Annotated in this window: 27 protein-coding genes; 17 read left to right on the top strand and 10 right to left on the bottom strand. The window is 65.1% G+C overall.

What is annotated here, in order from left to right; all coding sequences use genetic code 11:
* Positions 1 to 22 precede the first annotated feature (22 nt).
* A complete protein-coding gene (kynU, locus tag D3I60_RS10435) occupies positions 23 to 1,336 on the top strand; it encodes a kynureninase (RefSeq protein WP_262776160.1) in 1,314 nt (437 codons plus the stop codon).
* A gap of 75 nt (positions 1,337 to 1,411) precedes the next feature.
* Here the strand turns inward: kynU and D3I60_RS10440 are convergent, their stop codons facing one another.
* A complete protein-coding gene (locus D3I60_RS10440; RefSeq protein WP_262776161.1) occupies positions 1,412 to 2,164 on the bottom strand; it encodes an MOSC domain-containing protein in 753 nt (250 codons plus the stop codon).
* A gap of 67 nt (positions 2,165 to 2,231) precedes the next feature.
* Positions 2,232 to 3,515: an MFS transporter gene (locus D3I60_RS10445; protein WP_262776162.1), complete on the bottom strand. Its 1,284-nt coding sequence runs from the start codon at positions 3,513 to 3,515 to the stop codon at positions 2,232 to 2,234.
* A 94-nt stretch (positions 3,516 to 3,609) separates the two neighbouring features.
* On the opposite strand from D3I60_RS10445, the gene D3I60_RS10450 reads away from it, so the two are divergent.
* Positions 3,610 to 4,179: a cysteine hydrolase family protein gene (locus D3I60_RS10450; RefSeq protein WP_262776163.1), complete on the top strand. Its 570-nt coding sequence runs from the start codon at positions 3,610 to 3,612 to the stop codon at positions 4,177 to 4,179.
* 43 nt (positions 4,180 to 4,222) lie between these two features.
* The gene (locus tag D3I60_RS10455) at positions 4,223 to 4,645 is read left to right on the top strand and encodes an OsmC family protein (protein WP_262776165.1); all 423 of its coding nucleotides are present in this window, start codon (positions 4,223 to 4,225) and stop codon (positions 4,643 to 4,645) included.
* A 5-nt stretch (positions 4,646 to 4,650) separates the two neighbouring features.
* Here the strand turns inward: D3I60_RS10455 and D3I60_RS10460 are convergent, their stop codons facing one another.
* From D3I60_RS10460 to D3I60_RS10470, 3 genes are all read right to left on the bottom strand, one after another.
* Positions 4,651 to 5,511 carry a PPK2 family polyphosphate kinase gene (locus tag D3I60_RS10460; protein ID WP_262776166.1) on the bottom strand — a complete coding sequence of 287 codons (861 nt, stop codon included), beginning with the start codon at positions 5,509 to 5,511 and terminating at the stop codon, positions 4,651 to 4,653.
* Between the two features lie 59 nt (positions 5,512 to 5,570).
* A complete protein-coding gene (locus D3I60_RS10465) occupies positions 5,571 to 6,494 on the bottom strand; it encodes a hypothetical protein (protein ID WP_262776167.1) in 924 nt (307 codons plus the stop codon).
* 96 nt (positions 6,495 to 6,590) lie between these two features.
* Positions 6,591 to 7,277, bottom strand: a complete 687-nt coding sequence (locus D3I60_RS10470) for a trimeric intracellular cation channel family protein (RefSeq protein WP_262776248.1) — start codon at positions 7,275 to 7,277, stop codon at positions 6,591 to 6,593.
* A 141-nt stretch (positions 7,278 to 7,418) separates the two neighbouring features.
* Here D3I60_RS10470 and D3I60_RS10475 point away from each other — a divergent pair, with 141 nt between their 5' ends.
* Positions 7,419 to 8,291 (top strand): alpha/beta hydrolase, encoded by an 873-nt coding sequence (locus tag D3I60_RS10475; RefSeq protein WP_262776169.1) that lies wholly within the window; start codon positions 7,419 to 7,421, stop codon positions 8,289 to 8,291.
* 68 nt (positions 8,292 to 8,359) lie between these two features.
* On the opposite strand, the gene D3I60_RS10480 is transcribed toward D3I60_RS10475, so the two are convergent.
* The gene (locus D3I60_RS10480; protein WP_262776170.1) at positions 8,360 to 8,863 is read right to left on the bottom strand and encodes an OsmC family protein; all 504 of its coding nucleotides are present in this window, start codon (positions 8,861 to 8,863) and stop codon (positions 8,360 to 8,362) included.
* 108 nt (positions 8,864 to 8,971) lie between these two features.
* Here D3I60_RS10480 and D3I60_RS10485 point away from each other — a divergent pair, with 108 nt between their 5' ends.
* The 7 genes from D3I60_RS10485 (at position 8,972) to D3I60_RS10515 (ending at position 15,781) form a co-directional block, all read left to right on the top strand.
* Entirely contained in the window at positions 8,972 to 10,549 is a 1,578-nt protein-coding gene (locus tag D3I60_RS10485) for a molybdopterin-dependent oxidoreductase (protein WP_262776171.1), read from the top strand.
* 155 nt (positions 10,550 to 10,704) lie between these two features.
* Positions 10,705 to 11,397 (top strand): fasciclin domain-containing protein, encoded by a 693-nt coding sequence (locus D3I60_RS10490; RefSeq protein WP_262776173.1) that lies wholly within the window; start codon positions 10,705 to 10,707, stop codon positions 11,395 to 11,397.
* 135 nt (positions 11,398 to 11,532) lie between these two features.
* Positions 11,533 to 12,108, top strand: coding sequence for a sigma-70 family RNA polymerase sigma factor (locus D3I60_RS10495; RefSeq protein ID WP_262776174.1), 576 nt, complete (start codon positions 11,533 to 11,535; stop codon positions 12,106 to 12,108).
* The gene (locus tag D3I60_RS10500; RefSeq protein WP_262776176.1) at positions 12,105 to 12,986 is read left to right on the top strand and encodes an anti-sigma factor; all 882 of its coding nucleotides are present in this window, start codon (positions 12,105 to 12,107) and stop codon (positions 12,984 to 12,986) included. The genes D3I60_RS10495 and D3I60_RS10500 overlap by 4 nt, the downstream gene beginning before the upstream one ends.
* Before the next feature lie 47 nt (positions 12,987 to 13,033).
* Complete coding sequence (locus D3I60_RS10505) at positions 13,034 to 13,624, top strand: class I SAM-dependent methyltransferase (protein WP_262776177.1); 591 nt, start codon at positions 13,034 to 13,036, stop codon at positions 13,622 to 13,624.
* A 103-nt stretch (positions 13,625 to 13,727) separates the two neighbouring features.
* Complete coding sequence (locus tag D3I60_RS10510; protein WP_262776178.1) at positions 13,728 to 15,113, top strand: sensor histidine kinase; 1,386 nt, start codon at positions 13,728 to 13,730, stop codon at positions 15,111 to 15,113.
* Positions 15,110 to 15,781: a response regulator gene (locus D3I60_RS10515; protein WP_262776179.1), complete on the top strand. Its 672-nt coding sequence runs from the start codon at positions 15,110 to 15,112 to the stop codon at positions 15,779 to 15,781. The genes D3I60_RS10510 and D3I60_RS10515 overlap by 4 nt, the downstream gene beginning before the upstream one ends.
* A 249-nt stretch (positions 15,782 to 16,030) precedes the next feature.
* On the opposite strand, the gene D3I60_RS10520 is transcribed toward D3I60_RS10515, so the two are convergent.
* Positions 16,031 to 16,537 (bottom strand): DinB family protein, encoded by a 507-nt coding sequence (locus tag D3I60_RS10520; protein WP_262776180.1) that lies wholly within the window; start codon positions 16,535 to 16,537, stop codon positions 16,031 to 16,033.
* 178 nt (positions 16,538 to 16,715) lie between these two features.
* Between D3I60_RS10520 and D3I60_RS10525 the strand changes: the two genes are divergently transcribed.
* From D3I60_RS10525 to D3I60_RS10540, 4 genes are all read left to right on the top strand, one after another.
* The gene (locus D3I60_RS10525; RefSeq protein ID WP_262776181.1) at positions 16,716 to 17,603 is read left to right on the top strand and encodes an ABC transporter ATP-binding protein; all 888 of its coding nucleotides are present in this window, start codon (positions 16,716 to 16,718) and stop codon (positions 17,601 to 17,603) included.
* Positions 17,600 to 18,742, top strand: a complete 1,143-nt coding sequence (locus D3I60_RS10530; RefSeq protein ID WP_262776183.1) for an ABC transporter permease — start codon at positions 17,600 to 17,602, stop codon at positions 18,740 to 18,742. Before D3I60_RS10525 ends, D3I60_RS10530 begins: the two co-directional genes overlap by 4 nt.
* A gap of 106 nt (positions 18,743 to 18,848) precedes the next feature.
* Positions 18,849 to 19,424, top strand: a complete 576-nt coding sequence (locus D3I60_RS10535) for a GNAT family N-acetyltransferase (RefSeq protein ID WP_262776184.1) — start codon at positions 18,849 to 18,851, stop codon at positions 19,422 to 19,424.
* A gap of 174 nt (positions 19,425 to 19,598) precedes the next feature.
* Positions 19,599 to 21,071: an amino acid permease gene (locus D3I60_RS10540; RefSeq protein ID WP_440588572.1), complete on the top strand. Its 1,473-nt coding sequence runs from the start codon at positions 19,599 to 19,601 to the stop codon at positions 21,069 to 21,071.
* A 37-nt stretch (positions 21,072 to 21,108) separates the two neighbouring features.
* Here the strand turns inward: D3I60_RS10540 and D3I60_RS10545 are convergent, their stop codons facing one another.
* The 3 genes from D3I60_RS10545 to D3I60_RS10555 all read right to left on the bottom strand — a co-directional run bounded on the left by D3I60_RS10545 (position 21,109) and on the right by D3I60_RS10555 (position 23,424).
* Positions 21,109 to 21,843 carry an ABC transporter permease gene (locus tag D3I60_RS10545; protein ID WP_262776185.1) on the bottom strand — a complete coding sequence of 245 codons (735 nt, stop codon included), beginning with the start codon at positions 21,841 to 21,843 and terminating at the stop codon, positions 21,109 to 21,111.
* Positions 21,840 to 22,679 carry an ABC transporter ATP-binding protein gene (locus tag D3I60_RS10550; RefSeq protein WP_262776186.1) on the bottom strand — a complete coding sequence of 280 codons (840 nt, stop codon included), beginning with the start codon at positions 22,677 to 22,679 and terminating at the stop codon, positions 21,840 to 21,842. Before D3I60_RS10550 ends, D3I60_RS10545 begins: the two co-directional genes overlap by 4 nt.
* A gap of 109 nt (positions 22,680 to 22,788) precedes the next feature.
* On the bottom strand, positions 22,789 to 23,424 hold the full coding sequence (locus D3I60_RS10555) for a TetR/AcrR family transcriptional regulator (protein WP_262776187.1): 636 nt from the start codon (positions 23,422 to 23,424) through the stop codon (positions 22,789 to 22,791).
* A 60-nt stretch (positions 23,425 to 23,484) separates the two neighbouring features.
* Here D3I60_RS10555 and D3I60_RS10560 point away from each other — a divergent pair, with 60 nt between their 5' ends.
* A complete protein-coding gene (locus tag D3I60_RS10560) occupies positions 23,485 to 24,006 on the top strand; it encodes a MarR family winged helix-turn-helix transcriptional regulator (protein WP_262776188.1) in 522 nt (173 codons plus the stop codon).
* The gene (locus tag D3I60_RS10565) at positions 24,003 to 25,676 is read left to right on the top strand and encodes an FAD-dependent monooxygenase (protein ID WP_262776189.1); all 1,674 of its coding nucleotides are present in this window, start codon (positions 24,003 to 24,005) and stop codon (positions 25,674 to 25,676) included. Before D3I60_RS10560 ends, D3I60_RS10565 begins: the two co-directional genes overlap by 4 nt.
* The last annotated feature ends 134 nt before the right edge of the window (positions 25,677 to 25,810 follow it).

Genomic DNA, 25,810 nt, shown 5'->3' on the forward strand with positions numbered 1-25,810 from the left:
CCCCACCACGTGGAAGGCGACGATGACGACCTCTGACCGGACAGCCACCTCGGCGAACTCAACTGGCTCCCCGACTGCAATCACCCGCGCGGACTGCGAACAACGCGATGCGAACGATCCCCTGCACGGCTTCCGCGAAGAGTTCCTGCTCCCGGAAGGCACGATCTACCTCGACGGGAACTCTCTCGGCCCGCGCACAAAGGGAGCCGCAGACCGCGCCCAGGAAGTCATCACCGACGAATGGGGCACCGGCCTCATCGGGTCATGGAACACCGCCGGCTGGTGGGATCTGCCGGCAAAGCTGGGTGAGAAGGTCGCCGGGCTCGTCGGCGGCGGGGCCGGGTCGACCGTCGTCACAGACACCACGTCGATCAATCTGTTCAAGGCTGCCTCGGCCGCGCTGAAGATGCAGGCCGAGGACAACCCGAACCGGCGCGTCATCCTCACCCAGCGGGAGAACTTTCCCTCCGATATCTACATGCTCGAAGGATTGGCCGAGCAGCTCGGCGACGGCTACGAAGTCCGCCTCGTCGACGATGAGGAAGTCACAGCAGGGTTCCCGACCACGATGTCCGACGAGGTGGCCCTCGTCGTCCTCACCCATGTGAACTACCGGACGGGTCGGCTCTTCGAAATGGGCACGACCACCTCGGCGATCCATTCCGGCGGCGCCATGGTCATCTGGGACCTGTGCCATTCGGCCGGTGCTCTGCCCATCGATCTGGCCGGAACCGGTGCGGACATGGCGATCGGCTGCACGTACAAGTTCCTCAACGGCGGTCCCGGCTCTCCTGCGTTCATCTGGGTCGCCGAGGCGCTGCAGAACCGATTCAGCCAACCTCTGTCGGGGTGGTGGTCGCATGCGCAGCCCTTCGATATGGCCCCGGACTACCGGCCCGCCAACGGCATCCGCCGCTACCTCACCGGAACGCAGGGAATCCTGTCGATGTCCGTGGCGGAGCTCGGCCTCGACATCCACTCGCGGGTGGACATGGAACAGGTCCGGGAGAAGTCCCTGGCATTGTCGGACCTGTTCATCGATCTCGTCGATGAGCGTTTGGCCGATCACCCGGTCGAGGTCGTCACTCCACGTGAGCACGCTCATCGCGGTTCCCAGGTCTCGATCCGGCATCCGGAGGGATTTGCGGTGATGAGCGCGCTCATCGAGCGCAGAATCATCGGCGACTACCGTGAGCCGGAGGTGCTGCGGTTCGGATTGACCCCGCTCTACATCGGGTTCACCGAGGTGTGGGACACCGTCGAGGCCCTGCGCGACATCCTCGACAACCGACTCTGGGACACCCCGGCGCACAAGATCCGCGGCGCCGTCACCTAATTGCTACCCGACGGCGGCGCAGCAACCTGGCGCCAGGTATCTGGGCCGCCGTCACCTGCGTTGGGACGTCGCCGCTCAGGTGTCCGGAGCAGCAGAGGTTTCGATGATCTCGGCATTGACTCCGAAGTACGGTTCACCCGCCTCATTTCGCGGGCGGCTGGCGGCAAGCGTCTTGAGCAGATTGCTGCCCCGCTCCCCAGTGATCGGGTCGAGATCGAGGATGGCGCACCGCGCAATCGGACTCCCGATCCGCACACGCAGCGCGCCGATGCCCGGCACGTTCACCGTCACATCCCGGCCTCGCCAGGTCTCTTCGATGAAGGGTTCGTCCGTGTCGAGGACGAGGGTGGCACGAAAGCGGGCAGCCTCATCAAGCAGCTCATGATGACCCGACCGATCGGCGAGTTCCCTCATCGAAGCAGTAGTGACGATCGACAGGCCAGCTCCGTAGACCACGTCTCCACGATGTGCGCGGGCCAGCCGAACCGGCTTTCCCAGCCACTCGGAGGCGAGTTCCGAATGCGGACCGTCAGTGAGTTCGAGTTCGACCGGTCGCTTCCAGTAGCAGCAGATCAGGTGCTCGCCCGAGCCGACTGGCACCCCAGATGCAGAGCGCCCGTCGGGCAGGGTGATCGTCAGCGTGCCGTCGGCGAGTGAGGTGGTCATGCGGATGAGCCGAGGATTCTGCACGGTTTTGAGCACCTGCCGTCGTTCGACATCGACGAAGCAGAACTCACGATCGCCGACCGGACCATGAGCGTCGACGACTGCTCCCGGCCGAGCCTCATGCCGTGTGCCTTTGACGTGGGCGAACCCGAGCGATGGCACCCTGAATCCCCGCGCAGAAGCAGGTGACGGCGGCCCAGATACCTGGCGCCAGGTTGCTGCGCCCCCGTCAGGTAGCAATTGGGGCATGGGGGTTGCGCCTTCCTGTGATGGCGTAAGTGCCGATGGCCACCGCTCCGATGGCCAGGACCGTGCCGCCGATGATGACGGCTCCGGGGATCGTGGCGATCGTGCCGAGCACTCCCACGGTGACTCCGGAGAAGGTCTGCATCCCCGGCCCGAACGTCGCATAGGAGCCGATGACGCGGCCGCGGATCTCCGGCGGCGCTTCGAGTTGGATGATCGCCATCTCGGTCGACTCGGCGGTGATCTTCGAGACTCCGGCAATGACGAGCATGATGACGGCCAGCCACAGGTGCGAGGTCAGGGCGAAGAACAGAGAGCTGATGCCCATCGCCGCGGCGGCCAGTGCCGCGGCAGCCGGGACGGCCTTGATCCACCCGGTCGCCTCGAGCCCGAAGCCCCCGAGCACCCCGCCTGCACCCATGGCGAAGAGCAGCACGCCATAGGTGAAGTCGCTGTCCCCGCCGACCGGGTTGAGAATGTCGCCGAACACCGGCATCGCCGTCTGCAGCACCGCCCCGATCGTCGTCGAGGCGAGCGCGGCCAGCAATAGCATGCCGACGATTGCGCGATTGTGGCGGACGTCGATGAGCACCCGCAGCGACTGGATGAGAGTCGTCCGCGCAGTGCGCACTCCTCCGCTGCGCAGATGTCCGGTGAAGGGGGTGCGGATGAGGAAGATCGTCAGCGGCAGATAGAAGACGATGTTGATGAAGATGCCCCATGTGGCACCGACCCCGAGCAGCAGAGCGGAACCGACGACGGGACCGAAGAGGATGCCGAGGCTGCGGAACGTCGCATTGAGCCGGACAGCGCTCGGCAGCTCCTTCCGATCGACGAAGTCATGGAGCATCATCTGCTCGGCCGGACCCCACAGGCATCCGGCCAGGCCATGGATGACGAGCAGCACGCAGGCCTGCCACAGCTGCAGAGAGTCCGTGAGGAAGAGGATCCCCCAACACAGGGACACGACCATGAACATGATCTGTCCGATCTGGATGAGGCGGCGGCAGTCGAAGCGTTCGGCCAGTGACCCGGCATAGACGGACAGGAGCAGGAAGGGCAGCCAGTGGCTGATGAGCTGGAATCCGACGAGTGCCGGGGATTCGAACTTCTGCCACAGCACCCAATAGGTGATGACGTGCTCGATGTTGTCGCCCATCATCGCCGTGCCCGATCCGATCAGATAGGGCGCCGTCTTCCAGCTGCGCAGCACGCTGAACCGGCGCGGACCGGCGGCACCGCCGTTGTCCTGAGAGAAATCGCTCACTCCCCCATTCTCACACTCGCGGAACCGACCGGCACCGACCTCTTGTCTGCTGGGATCGAGGCGAGGACAATGATCCTTGATCAAGGAGGATCATATGTCCACATCCCAACCGCCGACGTCCACCCGCCCGAACTCCGCCCTCGTCGTCATCGATGTCCAGAACGGGGTGATGCAGGCCAGTTGGAACTCCGAATCGGTCATCTCCACGATCTCCGATCTCGTCGACCGTGCCCGGGACACCGGCACCGAGGTGGTCTGGGTCCGGCACAGCTCCGGTGAGCTGCCGATCGATTCCCCGCAATGGCAGATCGTCGACACGCTCTCCCCGGCCGACGGCGAATCCATCGTCGAGAAGACCCACGGCAATACCTTCGAGGACACGGACTTCGAGGAAGTGCTCGCCGGAAAGGACGTCGGCCACCTCGTCGTGACCGGTGCCCAATCGGATGCCTGCGTGCGCTCGACGATCCACGGCGGCTTCGCCCGCGGCTACGACGTCACCCTCGTCACCGACGCCCACACCACCGAGGATCTCACCGAGTGGGGTGCTCCCCCACCGGAGCAGGTCGTCTCCCACACAAACCTGTATTGGCAGTTCGAATCCGGTCCCGGCCGGCAGGCTCGTGTGCAGGAATCGAGCGAGGTCGACTTCACCAAACCCTGATCGTTCCAGCTCCTGCCACCCTGGAGTCTGCCATCATTAGTCCATGAGTGAAGACATCCGCAGCATCGAACTGACCCGCATCGCCGAAAACCACTACCGCGCCACCGCCCCCAGTGGAGCGAGCATCGAATTCGGCCGCGGCGAGGGCCTCATGACCCCCGTCGAACTGCTCCTGGCCGCCGTCGCCGGCTGCTCGTCGATCGATGTCGATACCGTGACCAGCCGTCACACCGAACCGACGAAGTTCGACGTCTCCGCGACCGCAGACAAGATCGACGAGGACGGGGCCTCCCGTGTGGACAACGTCCACCTCGATTTCGACCTCGCATTTCCCGACGACGAGCAGGGCCGGAGGGCCGATGCCCGCATCGAACGTCTCGTCGGGCTCTCTCACGACAAATACTGCACGGTCTCCCGCACCGTCGAACACCCCACGAAGGTCGACTTCAGCATCCGTCGCGACTGAGAACCTCAGCTCTCGACGAGCCGTTTCTTCTCGACCTCCACGTTGAAATCGGCGGCGGGCCACTGCGGGTCGATGTCGACCAGGACATCGAGCAGCAGCCGCTGCACAGCCAAGCGTGCGTACCATTTCCGGTTCGCGGGCACGACGAACCACGGTGCCGCCTCGGTGGAGGTGCGGTCGAAGACGGCCTGGTAGGCGTCCATGTAATCCGGCCACAGGAGTCGTTCGTCGACGTCTCCGGGGTTGTATTTCCAGTACTTGTCCGGCCGGTCGAGGCGTTCGGCCAGGCGCTTCTTCTGCTCGTCCGGAGAGATGTGGAGCATGACCTTGACGATCCGCACTCCCGCCGCGACCAGTTCGGCTTCGAAGTCGTTGATGACTGAGTAGCGGAGCTCGATCTCGGCCTCGTCGGCGAGTTCGCGAACGCGGCCGATGAGCACATCCTCGTAGTGTGAGCGGTCGAAGACTCCGATCATTCCCGGCCCGGGCACGCGCGGGCGGATGCGCCAAAGGAAGTCGTGGGCGAGCTCTTCATCAGTCGGTTTCTTGAAGGCGGCGAGCTCGACGCCCTGCGGATCGACGGCGCCGACGACATGGCGGACGATTCCGCCTTTGCCGGCTGTGTCCATGGCTTGCAGGACGAGGAGGACAGCGGGGCCGGAGTCCTCGTCATGGTGAGCAGCGAAGAAGCGCTCCTGCAGGTCATTGAGTTCAGCAGACAGCGCCTCGAGATCCTTCTTGCCACTCTTTTTGTCCCCGTCGTAGCCGGGAGTGGATTCGGGATCGACCTCGCCGAGGCGGAATCCCTCCCCGGCGCGAAGAAGTGGGGCGGGATCGGTCGTCCAGTTGCTCGTCGGCTCACTCATGCGTTCATCTTTCCAGGTGGGAATGGCCGCGTCTATACCGATGAGTCACCGGTGAACGCTCACCGCCTGGGGCCTTGTGGAGGCCGATGACGGGGATGAGGAGGACGCTCCTGGACCGGCGGACCGGGCCGCTGACCTGGAGCAGGACCCGGCTGGTTCCTCTGCGGCGGCTGAGGTCCGTCGATGCCCGGCAGCGGGTTCTCGTTCGTCAGTCCACGCCGACGCCTATCATCCACGTATCTCTGGTGGGCCACATCGCGTTCCGCCGCGGTCATCTGGGCCTTCGGCTTGTCGATGACATTCCGCAGTGCCGCCAGCACGGTCAGCACCGCCAGACCGGACAATGCCACGGCCAGCCAGATCATCGTGGCGAGCAGGCTCGGCGGATTATCGAAAACCCTCACACCGGCGAAGCAGATGAGGAAGACGAATCCGAGATATGGCAGCAGCAGCCACAGTGCCACCTTGTATCCGCCGATCATCATCGGCATCATCATGCACATACTCCACGCCATGCCGCCGATGAAGAAGAGCAGGACGAGGAAGAAGCTCGCCGGATCGGCGTTGAGTTCCGCTGCAACCGTTCCGGGAACGGCCCGCTCGCCGAGGAAGAACGGCCAGACCAGCGCCGCCAACGTGACGATGACTGCGGAGGCGACGACGCTGAAGAGAGCCAGCGGGATGAGACCCTCACGCCGGAACCCGTCGTCCGGGCGCTTGTGCTTCATGAACAGGAATGGGAAGAAGAAGGCCAAAATTCCGGCGCAGATCCCCATCCAGACTGCGTCCGCTTCGATGACTTCAAAGTTCTGCTGCAACATCAGCTCGGTCGAGGCGAACCAGATGAGGAAGGAGAAGAACAGTGCCCCAGACAACGAGACCCCGAGGACGCGCAGGAAGTCACGCGTCCATGTCGGGACCTGCTCCACCTCGTGCAGCGGAAGCGGTCCGAGAGGGGGCGGTCCGGCCGGTGTCTCACTCATGATTTCATCGTCGCATAGGTCACGACGGCCGGTACCCGCAGCGATGTGTCAGCCTCGACACCGCGGACTGCAACGAAGCGAGACTCCGACACCCCCTCAGTCCGGTTTCCGGAACACCGACGGCAGCTTCTTCTTCACGCGCTGTCCGGTGTCCCGGTACGACCATTGCCGCATCGGCTGCGGCACCCGCCACTGCAGCTTCCAGGCGAGCATGCGGAAGCCGAAGGCGGCGGCTGCGATGATGAGTGAGGCGATGGCACCCAACAGTCCGGTCACCTCGGCGAGGATCGTCAGCCCCGAACCGAACAGGGCGGGGATGAGGTAGAGGTCGGTGCCGCGGAAGATCGCCGGATCCTCACTGGCCACGGCATCGCGCATGAGTCCGCCGCCGCACGCGGTCAGCGCACCCATGAGCAGCGCCGCCGGATAGTTCGTCCCGGCGGCGAGCGCGATCGTCGTGCCGGTGACGCTGAAGAGGCCGAGGCCCATCGCGTCGAAGGCGACGATCCAGATCCGTGCCCGGGAGATGTGGGAGCCGATGATGTAGATGAGCAGGGTCGCAATCACCGGCGGGGCGAGGTAGATCGGTTGGCCGATGGCGTTGGGCACCCGGTCGAGGAGCACATCGCGGATCATGCCTCCGCCGATGCCCGTCATCGTGCCCAGCACCAACCCGCCGGTGATGTCGAAATTGCGTCGCGCGGCCAGCAGCACTCCGGAGACTGCGAAGACGAAGGTGCCGGTGAGGTCGAGGGCGAGGAACAGGAACTCCTGCAAGTTCATCTCCACCTCGGCTCCTCTCGTCGCTCCGTGCCCGGCCCGGTGCCAAGCGACCTACCAGCCACTGTAATCCGCTTCGGCATCCAGTGAGCCATTTGTCTGGTGTTCCGTTCCCATCGCCGAGGCGGGCGCTAGGCTGAGGAGATGACGCAGCCGACGTTCATCCTCGTCCACGGCGCTTTCGCCACTTCCTTCTCCTTCGCCCCGCTGCAGGCCGAACTCGCCTTCCACGGAGTGCGCTCGGCTGCGGTCGACCTGCCGGGTCACGGTTTCGCCGCCACCTTCCCGCTCGGGTATCAGGCGCCTCAGGACGTCGCCCAGTTCACCTCGGAGCCGGGATCGATCAGGGGTGTGACCGTCGACGACAATGTCCAGGCTCTCACCGAGGCGGCCACCCGTGCCGAGGAGCACGGACCGGTGGTCATCGTCGCCCACAGCCGCGGCGGGGCCACATTGACCGCCTTGGCGAACGAGCATCCGGAGCTCATCGACCACATGGTCTATGTCTCCGCATGGGCACCGGTGGACCTCCCGGCCGCCGAATACAATGTCGAACCGGAGATGGCCGACGTCGACAATGCGGCTCTCGCCCGGGCCCTGGCCGGTGATCCCGGGCAGTTGGGACTGCTGCGCTGCAATTTCCGCCAGGCCGACCCGGAGGTCCTCGACGGCCTGAAAGCACTCTTCTGCGCCGACGTCAGCGATGACGAATTCCGCATCTTCCTGAACTCACTGCAGCCGGATGAGAACCTCGACGCGGGAGGCCCCGAACACCGAGCGCAGGCGGGCACGTGGGGGACGATTCCGCGTACGTTCGTCCGCCTCGGCGAGGATCGGAGCGTGCCGACCGCGATGCAGGATCGCCTTATCCGCGAAGGTGATGCGCTCACCCCGGACAATCCCTACCGGGTGCGCACACTCGCGTCGTCCCACGTGGGATGGCTGATCCGCCCCGCCGAGGCGGCCGTGCACTTGGCGCAGATCGCCGCCGACGTTGCCGCGGAGTCCGACAGGTAAAGCGCAGGCGCCGACGGAAGAGGCCCCGACCGTGACAGTCGGGGCCTCTCGTTGTCTGCTCAGCCGGTTCAGCTGAGCTGGAAGTCGTCCGGGTTCTTGTAGGGTTCGATCTCGACGACCGGGGTGCCCTTGCCCATGAGCAGTTTGGAGATGGGGCAGCGAGCGTGGGCGCGGGCAGCGTACTTCTCGGCGTCGGTGTCCGAGACTCCTTCGATGGAGATGAACGCCTTCGGGGCGAAGTAGAAGCCGTTGCCGGAGGGTTCGTTGTGCAGCTCGACCTCGACGCGCACGCGTGAGAGCGCCTCGATCTCATTGACCGCGAGGACGACCTTGAGCGTCTCGCCGAGGCAGGTCGACCAGGCCATGGCGAGGAACTGTTCCGGGTTGTTGCCCTCTTCGACTCGTGAGGTCGGGGCGGTGGGCAAGGTCTGGCCGTCTTCGACGCGCACCTCACCCGAGGTGCCGCCGAGGTTCTCGACCTTCGCGGTGTAGATCGGCGCACTCGGGCTCTTCGGCTCATCCGCATCTCCGGTCGGAGCCTGCGGCTGGGCGTATCCGGGTTTCTCAGTCATTGCACCATGCTACGACAGGCACGCAACAAGGTCACTGGCGTTTCAGTGAATGGTCAGTAACAAAACCCGCAGACCCATCCGCTGTCCCGGCGGCTCCGAATGATCACTATGAATCGGAAAACCCGTGCAACCCACCGTTTCCGCGGCGTCGTGGCAGGCATCGTCGCCACAGTCATGATGTTCGGTCTCGCGGACCTCATCGCGCGTGCCTTCACCCCGAGCGCGGCACCCCTGCTCACCCTCGGTCAGGCGATCATCCCACTGGCTCCCCCGGCGGCGATCAAACCCGTCATCGCCCTGTTCGGCGACAACGACAAACTCGTCCTCGTCCTCTCCACCGGCCTCGGTGCGATCGTCCTCGCCGGTCTCATCGGAGCCCTGGCCGTCTCCAGCCGGTGTCTGGCCACGACGCTGTTGGTCGTCGCCGGGCTCGTCCCAATCATCGTCATCATCATCCGCCCCGAGGCGGGTGCCATCGACGTCACTCCCACGCTCATCGGCATCGCCGTGGGCATCGCGGTCTTCCTACTTCTGCTGCGCTTCGGAGCACCGGCAACCCTTGCCGAGGCGACCGACAGTTCCGATGTCGCGCGCGGTTCGCGAACCTCGGAACCCTTGAGCCGCCGCCGTTTCTTCGGCCTGGCCGGGGCCGTCGGCGCCATCGGGGCCGTCACCATCGCCGCCGGCCAGACCCTCGTCTCTCTCACACAGGAAGCCGGAGCAGCGGTGGCCAAGCTGGTACTGCCCGACCCTGCGAAGAAGGCGGCAGCGATCCCCGCCGCCGCGAGCACCGACCTCGACGGCACGGTCCCCTTCGTCACCGAGGCGAAGGACTTCTACCGCATCGACACGGTGCTCTCACCACCGGTCATCGACCCGGAACAGTGGTCCCTGCACATCCACGGCATGGTCGAGAACGAGGTGACCCTGACGATGGACGACGTCCTCGACCTGCCGCTCGAAGAACACCACATCACGCTGACCTGCGTATCCAATCCCGTCGGTGGGGATCTCGTCGGCAATGCGACTTGGCTCGGCTATCCCGTGCGCGAGCTTCTCGCCCGAGCCCGCCCCAGCTCGCGAGCGGATATGGTCCTCTCTCACTCGTTCGACGGATTCACCGCCTCGACCCCGATCGGTGCACTGACCGATGACCGTGCCGCCCTCCTGGCGGTGGGAATGAACGGCCAACCGCTCACCCCGATCCACGGCTTCCCTGCCCGTCTCGTCGTTTCCGGACTCTACGGTTTCGTCTCCGCGACGAAATGGGTGACCGAACTCGAGGTCACCCGCTTCGATGTGAAGACCGCCTACTGGACCGACCGCGGGTGGGATGCCAAGGCCCCCATCCTCGTCGCTTCGCGCATCGAGGTGCCAAGGCCGTTGGCCAAGGTCCCTGCCGGGGACCTCCGGGTCGGCGGCACCGCCTGGGCGCAGCGTTCAGGGATCGACCGCGTCGAGGTCAAGCTCGACGACGGCGAATGGACGCAGGCGGATCTGGCCGAGGAGGTCACGATCGACACCTGGCGACAGTGGCGGGCGGAATTCGCCGAGGTGGCCGCGGGGTCACATACCCTCACCGTGCGTGCCACGGACAAGGACGGCACAGTGCAGACAGCGAAACGTCGGGATTCGATCCCGAATTCGGCCACCGGGCACCACCACATCCAATTCCGCGTCGAATGAGCCCGCAGCCGCCTCGGCGAAGAGATTCTCAAGATTTCTTCCCCATCCACCCATCCGAACCGAGCACCGCACCGAATACCCAGTACACAGCGAGCAATGGAGATCACTTCACAGCTGTGCGCGAATACGCATCACTGTTGATTAGGAGAAGAACAATGAAGACACTGCTTCGCACACGCACCGCCACCATCCTCTCGGCCGGTGCCATCGGCCTGTTGGCTCTGAGCGGCTGCGGAATGGATTCCAGTTCCGGCGGGGAGGAGTCCGGTTCGGAATCGGGCAGCTCCGAATCTCAGCCCGCTGACTCGGGCGAGTCCGAGATGCCCGGCGAGTCCGGCGACTCCTCCATGGCCGATTCCGACCTCGTCGGCAAGGGCTGCTCGGCTTACGCGGAGGCGAACCCGGACGGGGCCGGTTCTGTCGATGGCATGGGCCAGGACCCGGTGGCCACTGCCGCCTCGAACAACCCGATGCTCACGACCCTGACCAAGGCTGTCTCGGGCAAGCTCAACCCCGATGTCGACCTCGTCGACACCCTCAACGGCGACGAGTTCACGGTCATCGCCCCAGTCGACGATGCCTTCGCCGATGTGCCGAAGGACGACCTCGACGCCCTGGCCAAGGACTCGGACCAGCTGACGAAGGTGCTGACCTACCACGTCATCCCCGGACAGCTCTCCCCCGATGAGATCGCCGGTGAACACGAGACCGTCGAAGGTTCGAAGGTGAAGATCTCCGGTGAGGGCGAGGACATGAAGTTCGACGATGCCGGACTGGTCTGCGGCGGCGTCAAGACCGCCAACGCCACGGTCTACATGGTCGATGCCGTGATGATGCCGAAGAAGTGACCGCAGAGTCCACAGCGAGAGAACATCACGATGCAGGGGCCGGGAACCGATCAGCAGCAACAGGATCGGCTCCCGGCCGCCTCGCTCCCCTGCGAAGGGCGCGGTCGGTTTCTGCATGCATGGCATGATTGGGCAATGAGTTCTGATCACCAGTCGGCGGATTCCGCCGATCCCGGCGGTGCCCTGCTGATCCGCATCGCCGAGGGTGACCAGTCCGCATTCGAAGAACTGTTCACCACTCACTCCCGCATCCTCATGGCCGTCATCCTGCGAATCGTCAAGAGCCGAACACTGGCCGAGGAGGTCCTCCAGGACTGCTTCACCGAGGTCTGGACCCGGTGTGCGGGATTCGACCCGGGGCGCGGCAGCGGACGGGCGTGGCTGATCACCCTGTGCCGCAGGCGAGCCATCGACTGTGTGCGCAGCGTCCAGGCTCAGCAGGACAGAGACTACGCGGACGGGCTCCGCACCACCGCCGAAGCAGTCGACCAGGTGGAGCAGACCGTCATCGCCCGTGCAGAGTCGGACCGGACCGTCTCGGCTCTGCGGATCCTCCCGGATGAGCAGGCCGAACCGATCGTCATGGCCTTCTACCAAGGCATGACCCACACCCAGATCTCTGAGAATCTCCAGGTGCCCCTGGGTACCATCAAGTCACGGATCAGGGACGGAATGAAGAAGCTGCGAGAAGAGTTGGAGGCAAGCCGATGAGCGCAGATCGTGACTATCTGGCTGCCGGGCTGGCCCTCGGCGGGCTCAGCGACTCTGAACTCACGAAGGCTCAGGCGCTGGCCGATGCCGACGCCGACTTCCGCGCCGAAGTCGCCGCCTATGCCGACGTGACGGCCGAAGCGGCCGAATCCGATGAACCGGTTGAAGTCAGCTCGGCGACTCGAGAGGCGATTCTGTCGATCCCCGAGAACTACCGCCAGGAGTCGGCACCGGAGACCTCACCCGCTGTCGAGCCTGAGACTTCGTCGGTCGCCGAGGCGGAAGGTGCATCGGTCGCGCCTGCCGCCACCGATGCACCATCTGCACCGCTTGCACCGACATTGCTCACCGAACATCGGGAGACACGCCGATCCGTTAACCGCGATGGGGGCCGAGGTGAGCCGCAGTCCGGCCGCATTTCCTGGCTGCCCTGGGCGGCAGCTGCGGCGGCGATCGTCGTCGCCGCAGGACTCGGCGCCACCGTCTGGCAGCAGAATCAGCGACAGAATTCCTTGGAAGAGGACCTGGCCGCGACCCAACAGCAGTTGGATGATTCCGCTCGCCTCATGGAGGCCGGCGACCTGAAGACGAGCACCGCAGATATGCCGGAGGGCGGAACCGTCACTGTGATCTCCTCTGAGAGTGAGCAGCTCATCCGCCTCAGTCCAAAAGACATCGGGCGGCCACCGGTCGGAAAGTCTATGCAGATGTGGGTCATCGGTGCCGACGGACCGGAGAGTGCCGGACTGATGTCGGATCAGCCGGTGACCATCGCCGGCGAGAGGTTCTCCTCGGGCAGCGTCTTCGGCATCACCGTCGAACCCGAGGGCGGCTCGAGGCAGCCGACCACGGATCCGATCGTTGCCATCGACCTCTAGGTGCTGCGGGGCGTAGGCTCGGTCGCATCGACGGCTAAGGAGCTGAGATGTCCGATTTCGAGTGGGACCCGGAGACCTACCGGTCACTCATGGCCGAGGAGATTCCCGATTATCCGCGGCTGCAGACCGAGGTGGCCGCTGCGGCAGCCACTGGAGCACCGACGTCGATCCTCGATCTGGGCATCGGCAGCGGGCTGACCGCACAGCGCGTTCTCGAAGCTCTTCCGGAGGCGAAACTGCTGGGCGTCGACGCGAGTTCCGAGATGCTCGCCGCCGCCGAGGCGACCCTTGACCCTGACCGGACCCAACTGCAGCTGGGTCGCCTCGAAGAACCGCTGCCGCAGGGGCCATTCGATCTGGTCATGTCCATGCTCGCCGTCCATCACCTCGACGGCCCCGGCAAGGCCGGCCTCTTCGCCCGCATCGCCGGTGTGCTCGACCCCGGAGGGCGGTTCGTCCTCGGTGACCTCGTCGTGCCCGCAGACCCGTCTGATGTCGTCACACCGATCGACTGGATCGATGACACCCCCAGCTCCTTAGATGACCAGCTGTCCTGGCTCGCCGAGGCGGGGCTGACCACTCGTGTGCACTGGCAGCACCGGGACCTGGCCGTAATCGTCGCGCAGAAGGAGCAATAGGCTCCCCAGCTTCCCCTTCCTCCGCCTCCGGCGGGAGAAGCACATCGCGATTTCCCCACTGCGGCGGATACCGGCGGGGCACGGCACTGTCTAAGCTGGAAAGATGACGGCCGACGAGTCACCCACGCGAACCACCAGGGGCGATGTCTATATCGTCGTGGCTCTGGCAGTGTCCTCAGTGCTCTTTGCCGTGCTCTACAGCGCCTCCAGCATTGAGATCCTCAATGCACCTCTGTGGGCGAGCGCGCTTGCATCAGTTCTTCTCACGGCCCCTCTGCTCTATCGCCGCCGCTATCCGAGCCAGAGCGCTTTCGTCATCTGCCTCGTCTATTCAGTGGCTCTGGTCAACAGTGCCATGGAGATCGGCGTCTCGCAGATCATCCTGTTCTTAGGCATCTATTCGATCGGACCGTGGCAGCGCAGCCGACGAGTGGCATTCTGGTCGCGACTGCTGCTGTGCATCGGCATGGCGGTCCTCTTCACGGTGTCGCTGACTGTCCAATTCCGGGCTCTCGGGGACTTCACTGTTCTTCAGTTCGCGGCATCGGGCGGGGTGTCCTTCTTGACGAATGTCGCCTTCTTCGGGGGAGCATGGGTCTTCGGCAACAGGGCATGGAAACAGCGGAAGCTCATGGCCGACCTCCGAGCCGCCAATGACGAGGTCCGCGAACAGGAACAGCAATTGGCTCGGCAGGCCGTCGACCTCGAACGGGTGCGCATCGCGCGGGAACTCCACGACGGAGTCGCCCACCACATCGCCGGGGTCGGCATCCACGCCGCTGCTGCTCGGCGCAGCCTCGAGAGGAACCCCGACAAAGCGAAGGAATCGCTCCAGGTCATCGAATCCTCGACCCGCGAGACCGTCGACGAACTCCGAGCCCTCGTCTACACGCTGCGCGACACGGACTCATCGACCGAGGAGACCTCCGCCACGGACGACACAGCCAAGTCCGGCGACCGCGCGGCTGAAGCGCCGAACGACAACGCAACGGCGGCATCGACGAAAGGCAACCCCAGCCTCGGCGACCTTCCGGAACTCATCGAATCGGCCCGACGATTCGACCAAACAGTCGAGTACGCGACGATCGGGGATCCGCGCCCTCTCACTCCGATCACCGAGATGTCGATCTACCGTGTGATTCAGGAATCCTTAACCAACTGTTCTCGATATGCGGGCGCCGGCGCCGAGGTGGATGTGCGTCTGCGCTACGGCAGCACCGGCCTTGAGGTAGAGGTCAGCGATACGCGCTCCGCCGGGCGGCCGTCAACAGGGTCCAACAGCGTCCGATCGGACTCTGGGCCTCGTTCCAAGAGCGAAGGGCTCGGCCTCGGCATCGTCGGCATGAGAGAACGTATGAATGCTCTCGGCGGCAACCTCGAGGCAGGGCCGAAGTCCCGCGGCGGCTGGATCGTGCGTGCCCGCATCCCCTACCCTCGCAGCACCGCAGAACGCTCGTCCCCCGATACTCCAGCGAAGGCATCCACATGATCCGAGTCCTCCTCGTCGACGACCAGTCCATGGTCCGCACCGGCTTTCGCACGATCCTCGAATCCGAAGATGACATCACTGTTGTCGGCGAGGCCGAGAATGGGCAGATCGCCATCGATAAGGCACTTGAGCTCGCCCCGGACGTCATCTGCATGGATGTGCAGATGCCGGTCATGGACGGGCTCCAGGCGACGGAGGAGATCGTCCGCCGCGGGGCAGCCGGGGCCGTTCTCATGCTCACGACCTTCGACCGCGACGACTTCCTGTTCCGCGCGCTCGATGCCGGTGCCAGCGGATTTCTGCTCAAAACCGCCGAAGCAGAACAGCTCATTGACGCAGTGACCGCTTTGGCGGCAGGCGACGGTCTGCTCTCCCCCGAGGTCACCCGCCGAGTCATCGAACGGTCCGTGTCGACCCCGGAACCGGCGGCACCAAGCGCGCCTGAACTCGAGTACCTCACCGACCGTGAGCTCGAGGTGCTGCGGCTGGTGGCTACCGGGGCCAGCAATTCCGAGATCGCAGGGAAGCTCTTCGTCGGTGAGGCGACGGTGAAGACGCACGTGTCGAACCTGCTGTCGAAACTGGGAATCCGAGACCGCATCCACGCGGTCATCTGGGCGTATGAGAACGGAGTCATAGCCATCGGTCAACAGGAACGAATGCGATGAGGTGGTCTGAGTCAGCCGCCTCGACGAGGGGATCGTCCCTTTCGCCGGAGGTAGCGCATAACAATTTCGGGCAAAGAATACTCACCATCGACAACGGGAGTAATGTTGTTCGCGTCGAGTCCCGAAAAGCGACTCGGCCCTCCCCACGGATACCCACCATCCCATTCACGGTCACCCCCGGCGAACAGGACTGCGGCCCGCACGGCTGCTCGGCCACCGGAACACGAACCGATGACGCGCAACAAGAAGTCAGTCGCCGACGCTGCGGTCGATCATCTCGCGCACGATGTCCGCGTGTCCCGCGTGCCGGCTGGTCTCCAGGATCACGTGAAGGTACACCCACCGCAACGTCAGCTCCCCGCCTGGTGGTACGCAGTCGAGGCTGTGCTGGGCGGCGATCTCTCGGGAGCGGTCGCACTCCGCGTGGTAGGCACCGATGACATCGTCCAGCTTCTCGTCCGGCTCCAGCCGCAAGTCGGCCTCCGGGTCTGCGTCGGTCCACGGCGGCGTGGGTAGCTCCGCGGCGGGGATCTGCCCGATCTGCTCGGCGAACGCTCCCAATTCCACCCACCGCAGGTGTTTGATCAATCCGCCGAGGCTGGTGCCGCTCGACACTGGGCTGCGCCGAGCATCCTCCTCTGACACGCCGCGAACTTTGCGCACGACGGCGTCGCGCAGATAGTCCAGGAACGTGTCGGGCTGCTCGCGCTCGCTGGCGGCGACTACGCTGCCGAGGATCTCACTCGGTCTCGTCATGGGCTGAATGATACTCGCGTGCCGACCCACGCAACAGGGGATATTCGGACTCTTCGCAGGCGCCAACCGGCCCCGATTGCACCTTCGATTGCGAAGAGCCGCGATCCCCCGCAGGCAGGGTACGGAATTCACCCTCAAGACTGATCCGCTCACGCCGATCTCCGCATAGCGTTGAAGCATGATCACCTTGGAGAACATCAACCGCAGCTTCGGCGACAAGCAGGTGCTGCACGATCTCAGCTTCGACATCGGCGACGGCCGGATGACCGGATTCGTCGGTTCGAACGGGTCCGGCAAGACCACGACCATGCGGATCCTCCTCGGCGTCCTTGCCGCCGATTCCGGACGCATCCTCGTCGACGGTGAACCGATCACCGCGAACCATCGCAGCGCGATCGGCTACATGCCCGAAGAGCGAGGTCTCTACCCCAAAATGCCGATCATCGATCAGCTCGTCTACCTCGCCCGCTTCCACGGACTCACCCGCCAAGCGGCGAAGAAGCGCGGTCTCGAGCTCCTCGAGCAGCTCGACCTCAAGGGCGAACCCACCGACACCCTCGAATCGGTCAGCCTCGGCAACCAGCAGAAGGTCCAGATCGCCGCGGCCCTCATCCACGACCCGCAGGCACTCGTTCTCGACGAACCGTTCTCCGGCCTCGACCCCGTAGCCGTCGAACGCACGCTCGGCGTCCTCACTGCTTTCGCCTCCTCCGGTGCCCCGGTACTCTTCTCCAGTCACCAGCTCGACCTCGTCGAACGCCTCGTCGACGACCTCGTCATCATCAATGACGGCCACCTCGTCGCAGCCGGCACCACCACGGAACTGCGACGGCAGCGCAGCCTGCCCGAGTGGACGCTGCAGACGGATGCGGACCTCGGCTGGGTGCGCGGTCTGCCCGATATCTCCGTCATCGAACTCGACGGCAATTGGGCCCGGTTCACAGCCCCGAACGCCGATTCCGCCGAGGCGGTCCTGCGCAAAGCGCTCACCGTCTCATCGGTGTCATCCTTCGCTCCGCACGAAGTCGCCCTCAACCGTCTCTTCCAGGAAGTCACGCAGGCATGAGCACCACCGACACGACCACCGCAGCCGACAGCACCCGCAAGGCTCCAGTCAGCACGAACCGAGCCGGATTCACCACCGCGATCGGGCTCGTCATCGAACGCGAGATCATGGTGCGAATCAAGTCGAAAGCGTTCATGGTTTCGACGATCCTGAGCATAGTACTCTTCGGCGTCCTCGTCGGGGTCTCCGGAGCGCTGCCCTCACTGTTCTCCTCCACGGACAAGGTGGCGGTCACCTCGGCGGGAGCGAAAGCCGTCGAGGGGATCGACGATATCGAGACCGTCCAAGTCGATGACGTCGTCGAGGCAAAAGCCCTGATCACCTCCGAGAAGGTCGAATCCGCCGTCGTCGAATCGCAGGATTCGCCGACCGGGGTCTCGGTGCTGTCCCTGCGCTCGGCACCGGAATCACTCATCGGGGCACTCAGCCTCACTCCCGAGGTCGAACTCCTCGATCCCGATGCCCCGGACCCAGCGCTCACCTACTTCATCGGCCTCGGCCTCGGCCTGGTGTTCTTCATGGCGGCGATGACGTTCGGGAACACGATCGCCTCATCCGTGGTGGAGGAGAAGCAGTCGCGGATCGTGGAGATCCTGCTCGCGTCCACCTCGGCGCGGGTGCTCATGTTCGGCAAGGTCATCGCCTGCACGATCCTCGCTTTCGCACAGATCGGACTCACCGCGATTGCGGTCCTCGCGGGCGCCGCCATCAGCGGAAACGACCTGGTGCTGGGCAAGGTCGCCGAACCGATCGCCTGGTTCGTCCCGCTCTTCATCGTCGGCTTCGTCATGGTCGCCGCCCTCTACGCGGCGGCGGCATCGATGGTCTCGCGCACCGAGGACCTGCCGTCGACGAGCACGCCGATCATGATGCTCATCTTCCTGCCCTACATGGGCGTCATCATCTTCTCGTCGAATGAGACGGTCATGGCGGTGCTGTCCTATATTCCGTTCTCCGCGGCGGTGGCAGTGCCGATGCGTGTCTTCCTCGGCACCGTCGAATGGTGGGAGCCGCTCGTCTCGCTGCTCATCCTCATCGTCACCACTGTGTTGGCACTGCTGCTGGCGACGAGGATCTTCGAGAACTCGATCCTCAAGTCGGGACCGAAGCTGACGTGGGGGCAGGCGCTGAAGAAGTGACGATCTCCATGGCGAAAAGTTCGGTCGAGTTCTTCTGGCTGGCCTGCTGAGCCCCGCTTCCGGCATCGTTCTTTGTCTCCACAGGTCGACCTGGCAGAGTAGGCACATGGAACCCATCGAACTTCCGCTGACCACCGACCGACTGCGGCTGCGCACCTACGTCGAATCCGACGTCGAGGAGCAGCTGCGGATCTTCTCCCGCGAGGACGTCTCCCGGTTCCTCCTCGAAGATCCCTGGACCGCCGAGGTGGCCCGGACCAAGGTCTCAGAACGCATGCAGCGCACGGGGCTCGAGACAGAATCCCGTGCCCTGGCCCTGGTCATCGAGACGGCCGACGGTCTCGATTCTCTTGAAGGTTCGCACGTCATCGGGGACATCGCTATCTGGCTCGACAACGACAGTGATGAGAAGGCCGAGATCGGCTGGATCCTCGATCCGGCCGCCAGCGGCCACGGCTTCGCCACCGAAGCGGCCATCGCGGTCCTCAACGTCGCCTTCGACCGCTACGGTCTCCACCGGGTGTTCGCGCAGATGGATTCCCGGAATACCGCCTCGGCGAAATTGGCGCGCAGGATCGGGATGCGGGAAGAGGCGCACCTGCGCAAGGACTGGTGGTCGAAGGGCGAATGGACCGACACCCTCATCTTCGGGATGCTTTCCAGCGATCGGCAGACAGCCTGACTCTCGGCCGGCGGTCCGACCCGAATTTCTGAGATCTCGGACTCTTTGTGCCAACTTCCGTATTCGCCCGCCGCCTCGGTGTGAGAATCTGAGGTGGCCGTGGAGCCGGGTCCGTCGATCGCATCGGGGCCGAGGCGGCCACGGTCAGTCGAGAGAAGAGGACAGCAGACACCGATGGCTCCAGCCGACAAGGACCGCAACGAGGCGCTCCCCAGCGACGCAAACACTGACGGACATGAAGAGAACGCCGGCCTGAAAAGGGGCCTGACCGCCCGACATATCCGCTTCATGGCCCTCGGCTCCGCCATCGGCACCGGCCTCTTCATGGGATCTTCGGAGTCGATCCAAGCCGCAGGACCGGCAGTGCTGCTCGCTTATATCATCGGCGGTGCCGCCGTCTTCATGGTCATGCGCGCCCTCGGCGAACTCGTCGTCCGCCACCCCGTCTCCGGCTCCTTCGGCCAGTATGCCTCCCGCTACATCCACCCCTTCGCCGGCTTCCTCGTCGGCTGGACCTTCGCCTTCGAGATGGTTCTCGTCGCCGTCTTCGACGCCACTGCGATCGGCGTGTATATGGGCTTCTGGTTCCCGGGAGTCCCCCGCTGGATCTGGGTGCTCGCCGTCGTCTTCTTCATCGCCGCGATCAACATGATCGGCGTCAAGGTCTTCGGTGAGCTCGAATTCTGGTTCGCTCTCATCAAGATCGTTGCGATCATCGCCCTCATCGCCGCCGGGGTGGCCATCATCATCTTCGGCTTCGGCATCGCCGACCACGATCAGATGGGCCCGCAGGCTCTGTTCGACCACGGCGGCTTCTTCCCCAACGGGTTCTGGGGTCTGCTCTCATCGTTCACCATCGTGATGTTCGCCTTCGGCGGCATCGAGATCATCGGCGTCACCGCCGGAGAAGCACAGAATCCGAAGCAGGTGCTGCCGGCCGCCATCAACTCGGTGCCGGTGCGCATCCTCCTCTTCTACGTCCTCACCCTCGGCGTGATCATGTGCATTCTGCCGTGGAACCAGATCACCTCCGAGATCAGCCCCTTCGTCGCGATCTTCGACTCGGTCGGCTTCAGTGCAGCGGCCGCCATCCTCCAGGTCGTCCTCATCACGGCAGCTCTGTCAGCCATCAACGCCGACATCTTCGGCGCCGGCAGGATGCTCCACGGCTTGGCCGAACAGGGGCAGGCCCCGCGATCGTTCGCTCGCACCTCACGCAACGGCGTGCCCGTGATGACCGTGGTCACGATGATCGTCGCGCTCCTCGCAGGCGTCGTCCTCAACTACCTCTACCCTGATCAGGCCCTGTTCCTCCTCGGAGCGCTGGCAACCTTCGCCACGGTGCTCGTGTGGCTGATCATCCTCGCTTCCCATATCCGGATGAAGAAGGTGATCGCCGAGGAGGCTCGCCTTCCCAGCGAATTCCCCATGCCGCTGTGGCCGGTGGGATCGTGGATCACCGTCGCGTTCATCGTCTTCGTCGTCGTCATGGTCGGCATAGTCCCCGACTCGCGACCGGCTCTGTGGGTCGGTCTGCTGTGGGTCGTCGCGCTGTGGCTGTGCTATTTCGCCTTCGTCCGAGGTCAGGGCCGCCGGCCGTACGCGCTCACCGACCGCACCGAACCCATGGGGTCCGGAAAGAACTGACGACCCTGCTCGCAACTGTCCGCGCCGTCGCGATGCCTCACGGCGTCCGGCGACGCAGGGTCAGCGAGCCGACGATGATGGCTCCGACGATCCAGCAGGCGATGAAGAGCACCCGCAGCCAGATATAGGCGTCATCCTCGTGGCCGGTCGACACGGCATCCAGCGCATCGATCGCGTGCGAGAGCGGCAGCCAGTCGCCGATCACCTGGAGGACATCCGGCAGCTGATCACGGGGCAAGAAGATCCCTCCGAGCAGGATCTGCGGGAACACGAACACAGGCATGAACTGCACGACCTGGAACTCCGTGCGGGCGAAGGCGCTGGCCAGCAGGCCCAACGCCGTGCCGAGCAGGGCGTCGGCGATCGCGACGACGAAGAGCAGCCCGACGGATCCCTCGATTTCCAGACCGCACACCAGAGTCGCGTAGCCGACGGCCACGGCCGTCTGCACCACGGCGAGCAGCCCGAATGCCAGGGTGTATCCGAGGATGAAGTCGCCGCGCCCCAACGGCATCGACAGCAGTCGCTCCAGGGTTCCGCTGCGACGTTCGCGCAGGGTCGCGATGCTCGTGACGAGGAACATGACGATGAACGGGAAGAGCGCGAGCATCGCCGGACCGATATCGGCGAACACCTCGGTCTCGTCGAAGATCCACGCCACCAGGCCGATCAACAGGCTGGGCACGATGAGCAGCAGGGCGATGGTGCGCGGATCGTTGCGGATCTGGACGAGGACACGCCCCGTCGTGGCCAGGGTGCGCAACGGGTTCATCGCCGACCTCCCTTCTTCGTCCCGTGGCCCCGCCGATCATGGCTTGGCCGACCCTTGCCGTTCACGTCCCGGGAGAGCAGATGGGTCCCCGACTGCCGCCCGTGCCCGGCGGGCCTTTCACCTGCCGTGTCCTTCTCGATGATGTCGAGGAACGCCTCCTCCGCCGAGGCGGCCCCCGTGCCTGCGAGCAGATCGTGCGGTGTCGTGTCCGCGATGATCGCGCCCTCCCGCATGAGCAGCAGCCGGTCACAGCGTGTGGCCTCATCCATGACGTGACTCGAGACGAGCAGCGTGGTCCCCTCCTCGGCGAGCCCACGGAAGAGATCCCACAGATCATTGCGCAGAACTGGGTCGAGTCCCACCGTCGGCTCGTCGAGGACGAGCAGATCCGGGGAACCGAGCATCGCTGCGGCCAGCGACACCCGGTTGGCCTGACCGCCAGAGAGCGTCCGGGCCAGCTGATCGGCCTGCCCGATGAGATCCGTGCGTTCGAGCACACGGTCGACATCGGCCTTCGGAGCCCCTTGCACCCGTGCGAAGTAGCGCAGATTCGCCCGCACGCTGAGGTCCTCGTAGATGCTCGCCGACTGGGTCATATAGCCGACCCGATGCCGCAGATCCGCCGATCCGGCAGGCCGGCCGAGCACCTGCACACGTCCGCCGGCCACGATCTGCACGCCGACGATCGCGCGCATCAGCGTCGTCTTCCCGCTGCCGCTGGGACCCAGCAGACCGACGATCGCGCCCCTGGGCACATCTAGATCCAATGAGTCGATGACGGTCCGCCGACCTCTGCGGATCGTCAGCGCTCGTGCTTCCACCGACTTATTCATCATGTGCTGAATATGACATCTGAGGGGGCTCCGGTCAAGGGTTCTCACGGAGAGATTTCATAACTGCCGTCCAGTCCCCGATGAGCGGTACCTGCACGGCCGCCGTTCGGGCTCACATCGAGTCGCCGACTCCATCGAGATGGCCCTGCACCGCCGGCGCCAGGCGCGCAGTCAGGTCGTCGACCGGCATCGATGCCAGCGGTTCGAGTTCGAGGACATGGCGAAACATGAGCGCACCCGCCATCTGCGTGAGGACGAGCGTGGCCCGCAGATCTGCTTCAGTGCGGTCGACTCCTCCGTCCGCGATCCTTCCCGCCACTGCTCCTTTGAGCTCGCGCAGGAGAAATTGCCTGATCAGTCGGCCGGCTGCCGAATCGCTCACCGCAGAACGCAGAACGGTCACCCCGATCGACTTCACGCTTGTCTGCTCCCAGGCGCTGAGCACCGTGCGCACGAGGGACTCGCCGAGGCGGTCGTCCGATACGTCCAAGGCCGCGCGGACGATGCGGTCCGGCCGAACGGGAAGCCTGACGACCTCGGCGAAGAGACCCGCCTTCGACTCGAAGTAGTGGTGGACGAGCGCGGAGTCGACCTGGGCTCTGCGAGCGATGCTGCGCAGAGACGCCTTGTCGTAGCCCTTCTCCGCGAATTCGACCGAGGCGGCATCCGTGATCGCCGATCTCGCATCGCTGCTGCTCGCCTTGCGCGGGCGCCCCCTCCGGCGGGGCCCCGGGTTCACATCCGCCATGTGTCCCAGAGTAGCGCGGCGGACTTTCCGATACTGCAGTCGGGGCGATATAGTTCCAACATGGAAGTAACTGATTCTGTGTGGAGAATCGTCAGGTCCCTCGATGCGATCGCATCGCTCCAACGCCGCGTCTCTGCCGATTCGGAGCTCGGGTCGGCAGCACTCGGAGTGCTCAATCTCGCCGCCCAGTCACCGATCACCCCGTCCGAAGCCGCCGACACCCTCCACGTGCGCCCGCAGTCGATCACCCGAGCCGTGACCGATCTGCTCTCTCGCGATCTGGTCACCCGCACAGCGCTCGACGGCGACGGACGCTCCTACTCGATCGCATTGACTGCCCGAGGCAGGCGGGCACGAATCCGCTTCCGCCGCACACTCACCGACGACTTCCTCCGCCATCTCTCGGACTGGTCCGACGAGGAGATCCACGATTTCGCGTCGCACCTCGCCCGACTGTCGAACTCGCTGAGTGTCGGGCCGCGAACTCCGGAGTCGTCCGAGGCGGGAAGTGGGCGCACGAGCGCCGGCGCGGCCCCAGCCACCAGAGGTGCCCGTCGCCCCAACCCGTGGAATCGTTCATGATGCCGAATCGGATTCCCGGAAGGCTCCGTACCGAAAACCACGACGCCGGCCGCGACGCCGGCGACGGCTGCTTCGTCGATGCCCTCGTCGTCGGAGGCGGGCTCGTCGGCCTCGCCGCGGCCGCGTTCCTCGCCCAGCAGGGGGTATCGGTCGTCCTCGCGGAGCGGCACCGATCCACCTCGCTGCATCCCAAGGCGCGACTGGTCACCGTCCGATCGATGGAGATCTACCGCAGCCTCGGCGTCGAGGACGAGATTCGCAGCGCCGGAGAGCCCAACGGTGGGTTCGCCGTCGGCGATTCACTCGCGGACGAGCACGAGTCCTGGATCCCTCCGGCGGGTGGCGGCGCACCGGCCGTCCGCCTCAGTCCCGTCGATCCGTATTCGTGCGATCAGCAGAGGATCGAGCCGATCCTCTGCAACCGTGCCGAGGAGCTCGGTGCTCGACTGCTGTTCGGCACCGAGGTCGTCGATGTCGACGAGGACGCCCACGGTGTCAGCGCTCGACTCAGCAGGGACGGGGCGGACTCCGGACTGCGGGCACGCTTCGTCATCGCCGCCGACGGCGCCCACAGCCAAATCAGGCGGCTCGCGGGCATCGAGCTGATCGGCCGCCCCGTGCCGGGAACGGCGGTCAGCGCACTGTTCCGGGCGGATCTCGACCCCGCCCTGAGGGGTCGGCATGTCGATGGGTTCATGGCACGCAGCGCCGAGGCCTTCCTTTTCGCCCGCGGCAACGTCGACGATCGCCTGTGGCAGCTCGGCACCCACATCAGACCCGAGTGGAGGCTGCCGGACGACGGAGAAGGACGGATCGAGGAGTCCGCCCTGATGAGCCGCCTCGGCGATGTCATCCGCGCGGCGACGGGTCTGCCGGAGATCGAACCGAGGATCGAGGACGTCCTCACCTGGTCGACGGGAGCTTGGATCGCATCGAAGGTGCGTCGGGGCAGGATCCTCTTCGTCGGCGATGCGGCTCATCAGATGCCGCCCTACGGCGGATTCGGCGGGAACACCGGCGTCCACGACGCCCACAATCTCGCGTGGAAGATCGCAGCGGTGTGCCGAGGCGAGGCGTCACCGGGTCTTCTCGACACGTATGAGACGGAACGGATCCCGATCATGCGGCTGATGATCGCACAAACGCTGCTGCGGTCGGCGAAGACTCCTGGACAGCCGGCACCGCCCGACCAGGTCGATTCGACCACCCTGTCACTCGGATTCGTCTACCCCGGCGACGCGGATTCCCCCGACACCGCATCCGACGATGCCACTCCCATCGATCCCCGGGTCGAGGATCCGGCGACACCGAGCGGCCGTCCCGGCACTCGCGCCCCTCATGTGGAGCTCACCTGCTCCGGGTCCGAGGACCGACTCCGGACCGTCAGCACCCTCGATCTCCTCGACCCGACCGGCTTCACTCTGGTCACAGCGACCGGCAGCGTCATCGCCGAGGCACTGAGACGAGACCCGGTCCCCGGCATCACGCTGCAGGTCGTCGACGAGGTCGCGGACGGCTCTCAGGGGATCTGGGAGAGTGCCTACTCGGGCTCGGGCCGCCAAGCGCTGCTCATCCGTCCTGATCAGGTCATCGTCGACAGCGTTCCGACCGGCGCCGCCGATCCGAGAGCGCGCGTGTCGGCGGCACGAGATCGTGCGCTCCGGTCCTGATCGGGAGCGTGCGCACGCGGCAGGTCACAAAAGGTATGCACAACGATCCGCCGAGGCCGTCAAAGGTCCGCGAAACGGGCCTCTGTTTGGTCACGACCGCCTCGGCGAGGATCATAGCGTGGAGATAGCGGAAG

Source organism: Brevibacterium permense, assembly GCF_025506275.1.
GTDB classification, from domain to species: Bacteria; Actinomycetota; Actinomycetes; order Actinomycetales; family Brevibacteriaceae; genus Brevibacterium; species Brevibacterium permense_A.

Excerpts from the sequence above, each read along its gene's own strand:
- kynU (WP_262776160.1), top strand. The coding sequence starts at position 23 with ATGACGACCTCTGACCGGACAGCCACCTCGGCGAACTCAACTGGCTCC.
- D3I60_RS10450 (WP_262776163.1), top strand. The coding sequence starts at position 3,610 with ATGTCCACATCCCAACCGCCGACGTCCACCCGCCCGAACTCCGCCCTC.
- D3I60_RS10455 (WP_262776165.1), top strand. The coding sequence starts at position 4,223 with ATGAGTGAAGACATCCGCAGCATCGAACTGACCCGCATCGCCGAAAAC.
- D3I60_RS10460 (WP_262776166.1), bottom strand. The coding sequence starts at position 5,511 with ATGAGTGAGCCGACGAGCAACTGGACGACCGATCCCGCCCCACTTCTT.
- D3I60_RS10465 (WP_262776167.1), bottom strand. The coding sequence starts at position 6,494 with ATGAGTGAGACACCGGCCGGACCGCCCCCTCTCGGACCGCTTCCGCTG.
- D3I60_RS10470 (WP_262776248.1), bottom strand. The coding sequence starts at position 7,277 with ATGAACTTGCAGGAGTTCCTGTTCCTCGCCCTCGACCTCACCGGCACC.
- D3I60_RS10475 (WP_262776169.1), top strand. The coding sequence starts at position 7,419 with ATGACGCAGCCGACGTTCATCCTCGTCCACGGCGCTTTCGCCACTTCC.
- D3I60_RS10480 (WP_262776170.1), bottom strand. The coding sequence starts at position 8,863 with ATGACTGAGAAACCCGGATACGCCCAGCCGCAGGCTCCGACCGGAGAT.
- D3I60_RS10485 (WP_262776171.1), top strand. The coding sequence starts at position 8,972 with ATGAATCGGAAAACCCGTGCAACCCACCGTTTCCGCGGCGTCGTGGCA.
- D3I60_RS10490 (WP_262776173.1), top strand. The coding sequence starts at position 10,705 with ATGAAGACACTGCTTCGCACACGCACCGCCACCATCCTCTCGGCCGGT.
- D3I60_RS10495 (WP_262776174.1), top strand. The coding sequence starts at position 11,533 with ATGAGTTCTGATCACCAGTCGGCGGATTCCGCCGATCCCGGCGGTGCC.
- D3I60_RS10500 (WP_262776176.1), top strand. The coding sequence starts at position 12,105 with ATGAGCGCAGATCGTGACTATCTGGCTGCCGGGCTGGCCCTCGGCGGG.
- D3I60_RS10505 (WP_262776177.1), top strand. The coding sequence starts at position 13,034 with ATGTCCGATTTCGAGTGGGACCCGGAGACCTACCGGTCACTCATGGCC.
- D3I60_RS10510 (WP_262776178.1), top strand. The coding sequence starts at position 13,728 with ATGACGGCCGACGAGTCACCCACGCGAACCACCAGGGGCGATGTCTAT.
- D3I60_RS10515 (WP_262776179.1), top strand. The coding sequence starts at position 15,110 with ATGATCCGAGTCCTCCTCGTCGACGACCAGTCCATGGTCCGCACCGGC.
- D3I60_RS10520 (WP_262776180.1), bottom strand. The coding sequence starts at position 16,537 with ATGACGAGACCGAGTGAGATCCTCGGCAGCGTAGTCGCCGCCAGCGAG.
- D3I60_RS10525 (WP_262776181.1), top strand. The coding sequence starts at position 16,716 with ATGATCACCTTGGAGAACATCAACCGCAGCTTCGGCGACAAGCAGGTG.
- D3I60_RS10530 (WP_262776183.1), top strand. The coding sequence starts at position 17,600 with ATGAGCACCACCGACACGACCACCGCAGCCGACAGCACCCGCAAGGCT.
- D3I60_RS10535 (WP_262776184.1), top strand. The coding sequence starts at position 18,849 with ATGGAACCCATCGAACTTCCGCTGACCACCGACCGACTGCGGCTGCGC.
- D3I60_RS10540 (WP_440588572.1), top strand. The coding sequence starts at position 19,599 with ATGGCTCCAGCCGACAAGGACCGCAACGAGGCGCTCCCCAGCGACGCA.
- D3I60_RS10545 (WP_262776185.1), bottom strand. The coding sequence starts at position 21,843 with ATGAACCCGTTGCGCACCCTGGCCACGACGGGGCGTGTCCTCGTCCAG.
- D3I60_RS10550 (WP_262776186.1), bottom strand. The coding sequence starts at position 22,679 with ATGATGAATAAGTCGGTGGAAGCACGAGCGCTGACGATCCGCAGAGGT.
- D3I60_RS10555 (WP_262776187.1), bottom strand. The coding sequence starts at position 23,424 with ATGGCGGATGTGAACCCGGGGCCCCGCCGGAGGGGGCGCCCGCGCAAG.
- D3I60_RS10560 (WP_262776188.1), top strand. The coding sequence starts at position 23,485 with ATGGAAGTAACTGATTCTGTGTGGAGAATCGTCAGGTCCCTCGATGCG.
- D3I60_RS10565 (WP_262776189.1), top strand. The coding sequence starts at position 24,003 with ATGATGCCGAATCGGATTCCCGGAAGGCTCCGTACCGAAAACCACGAC.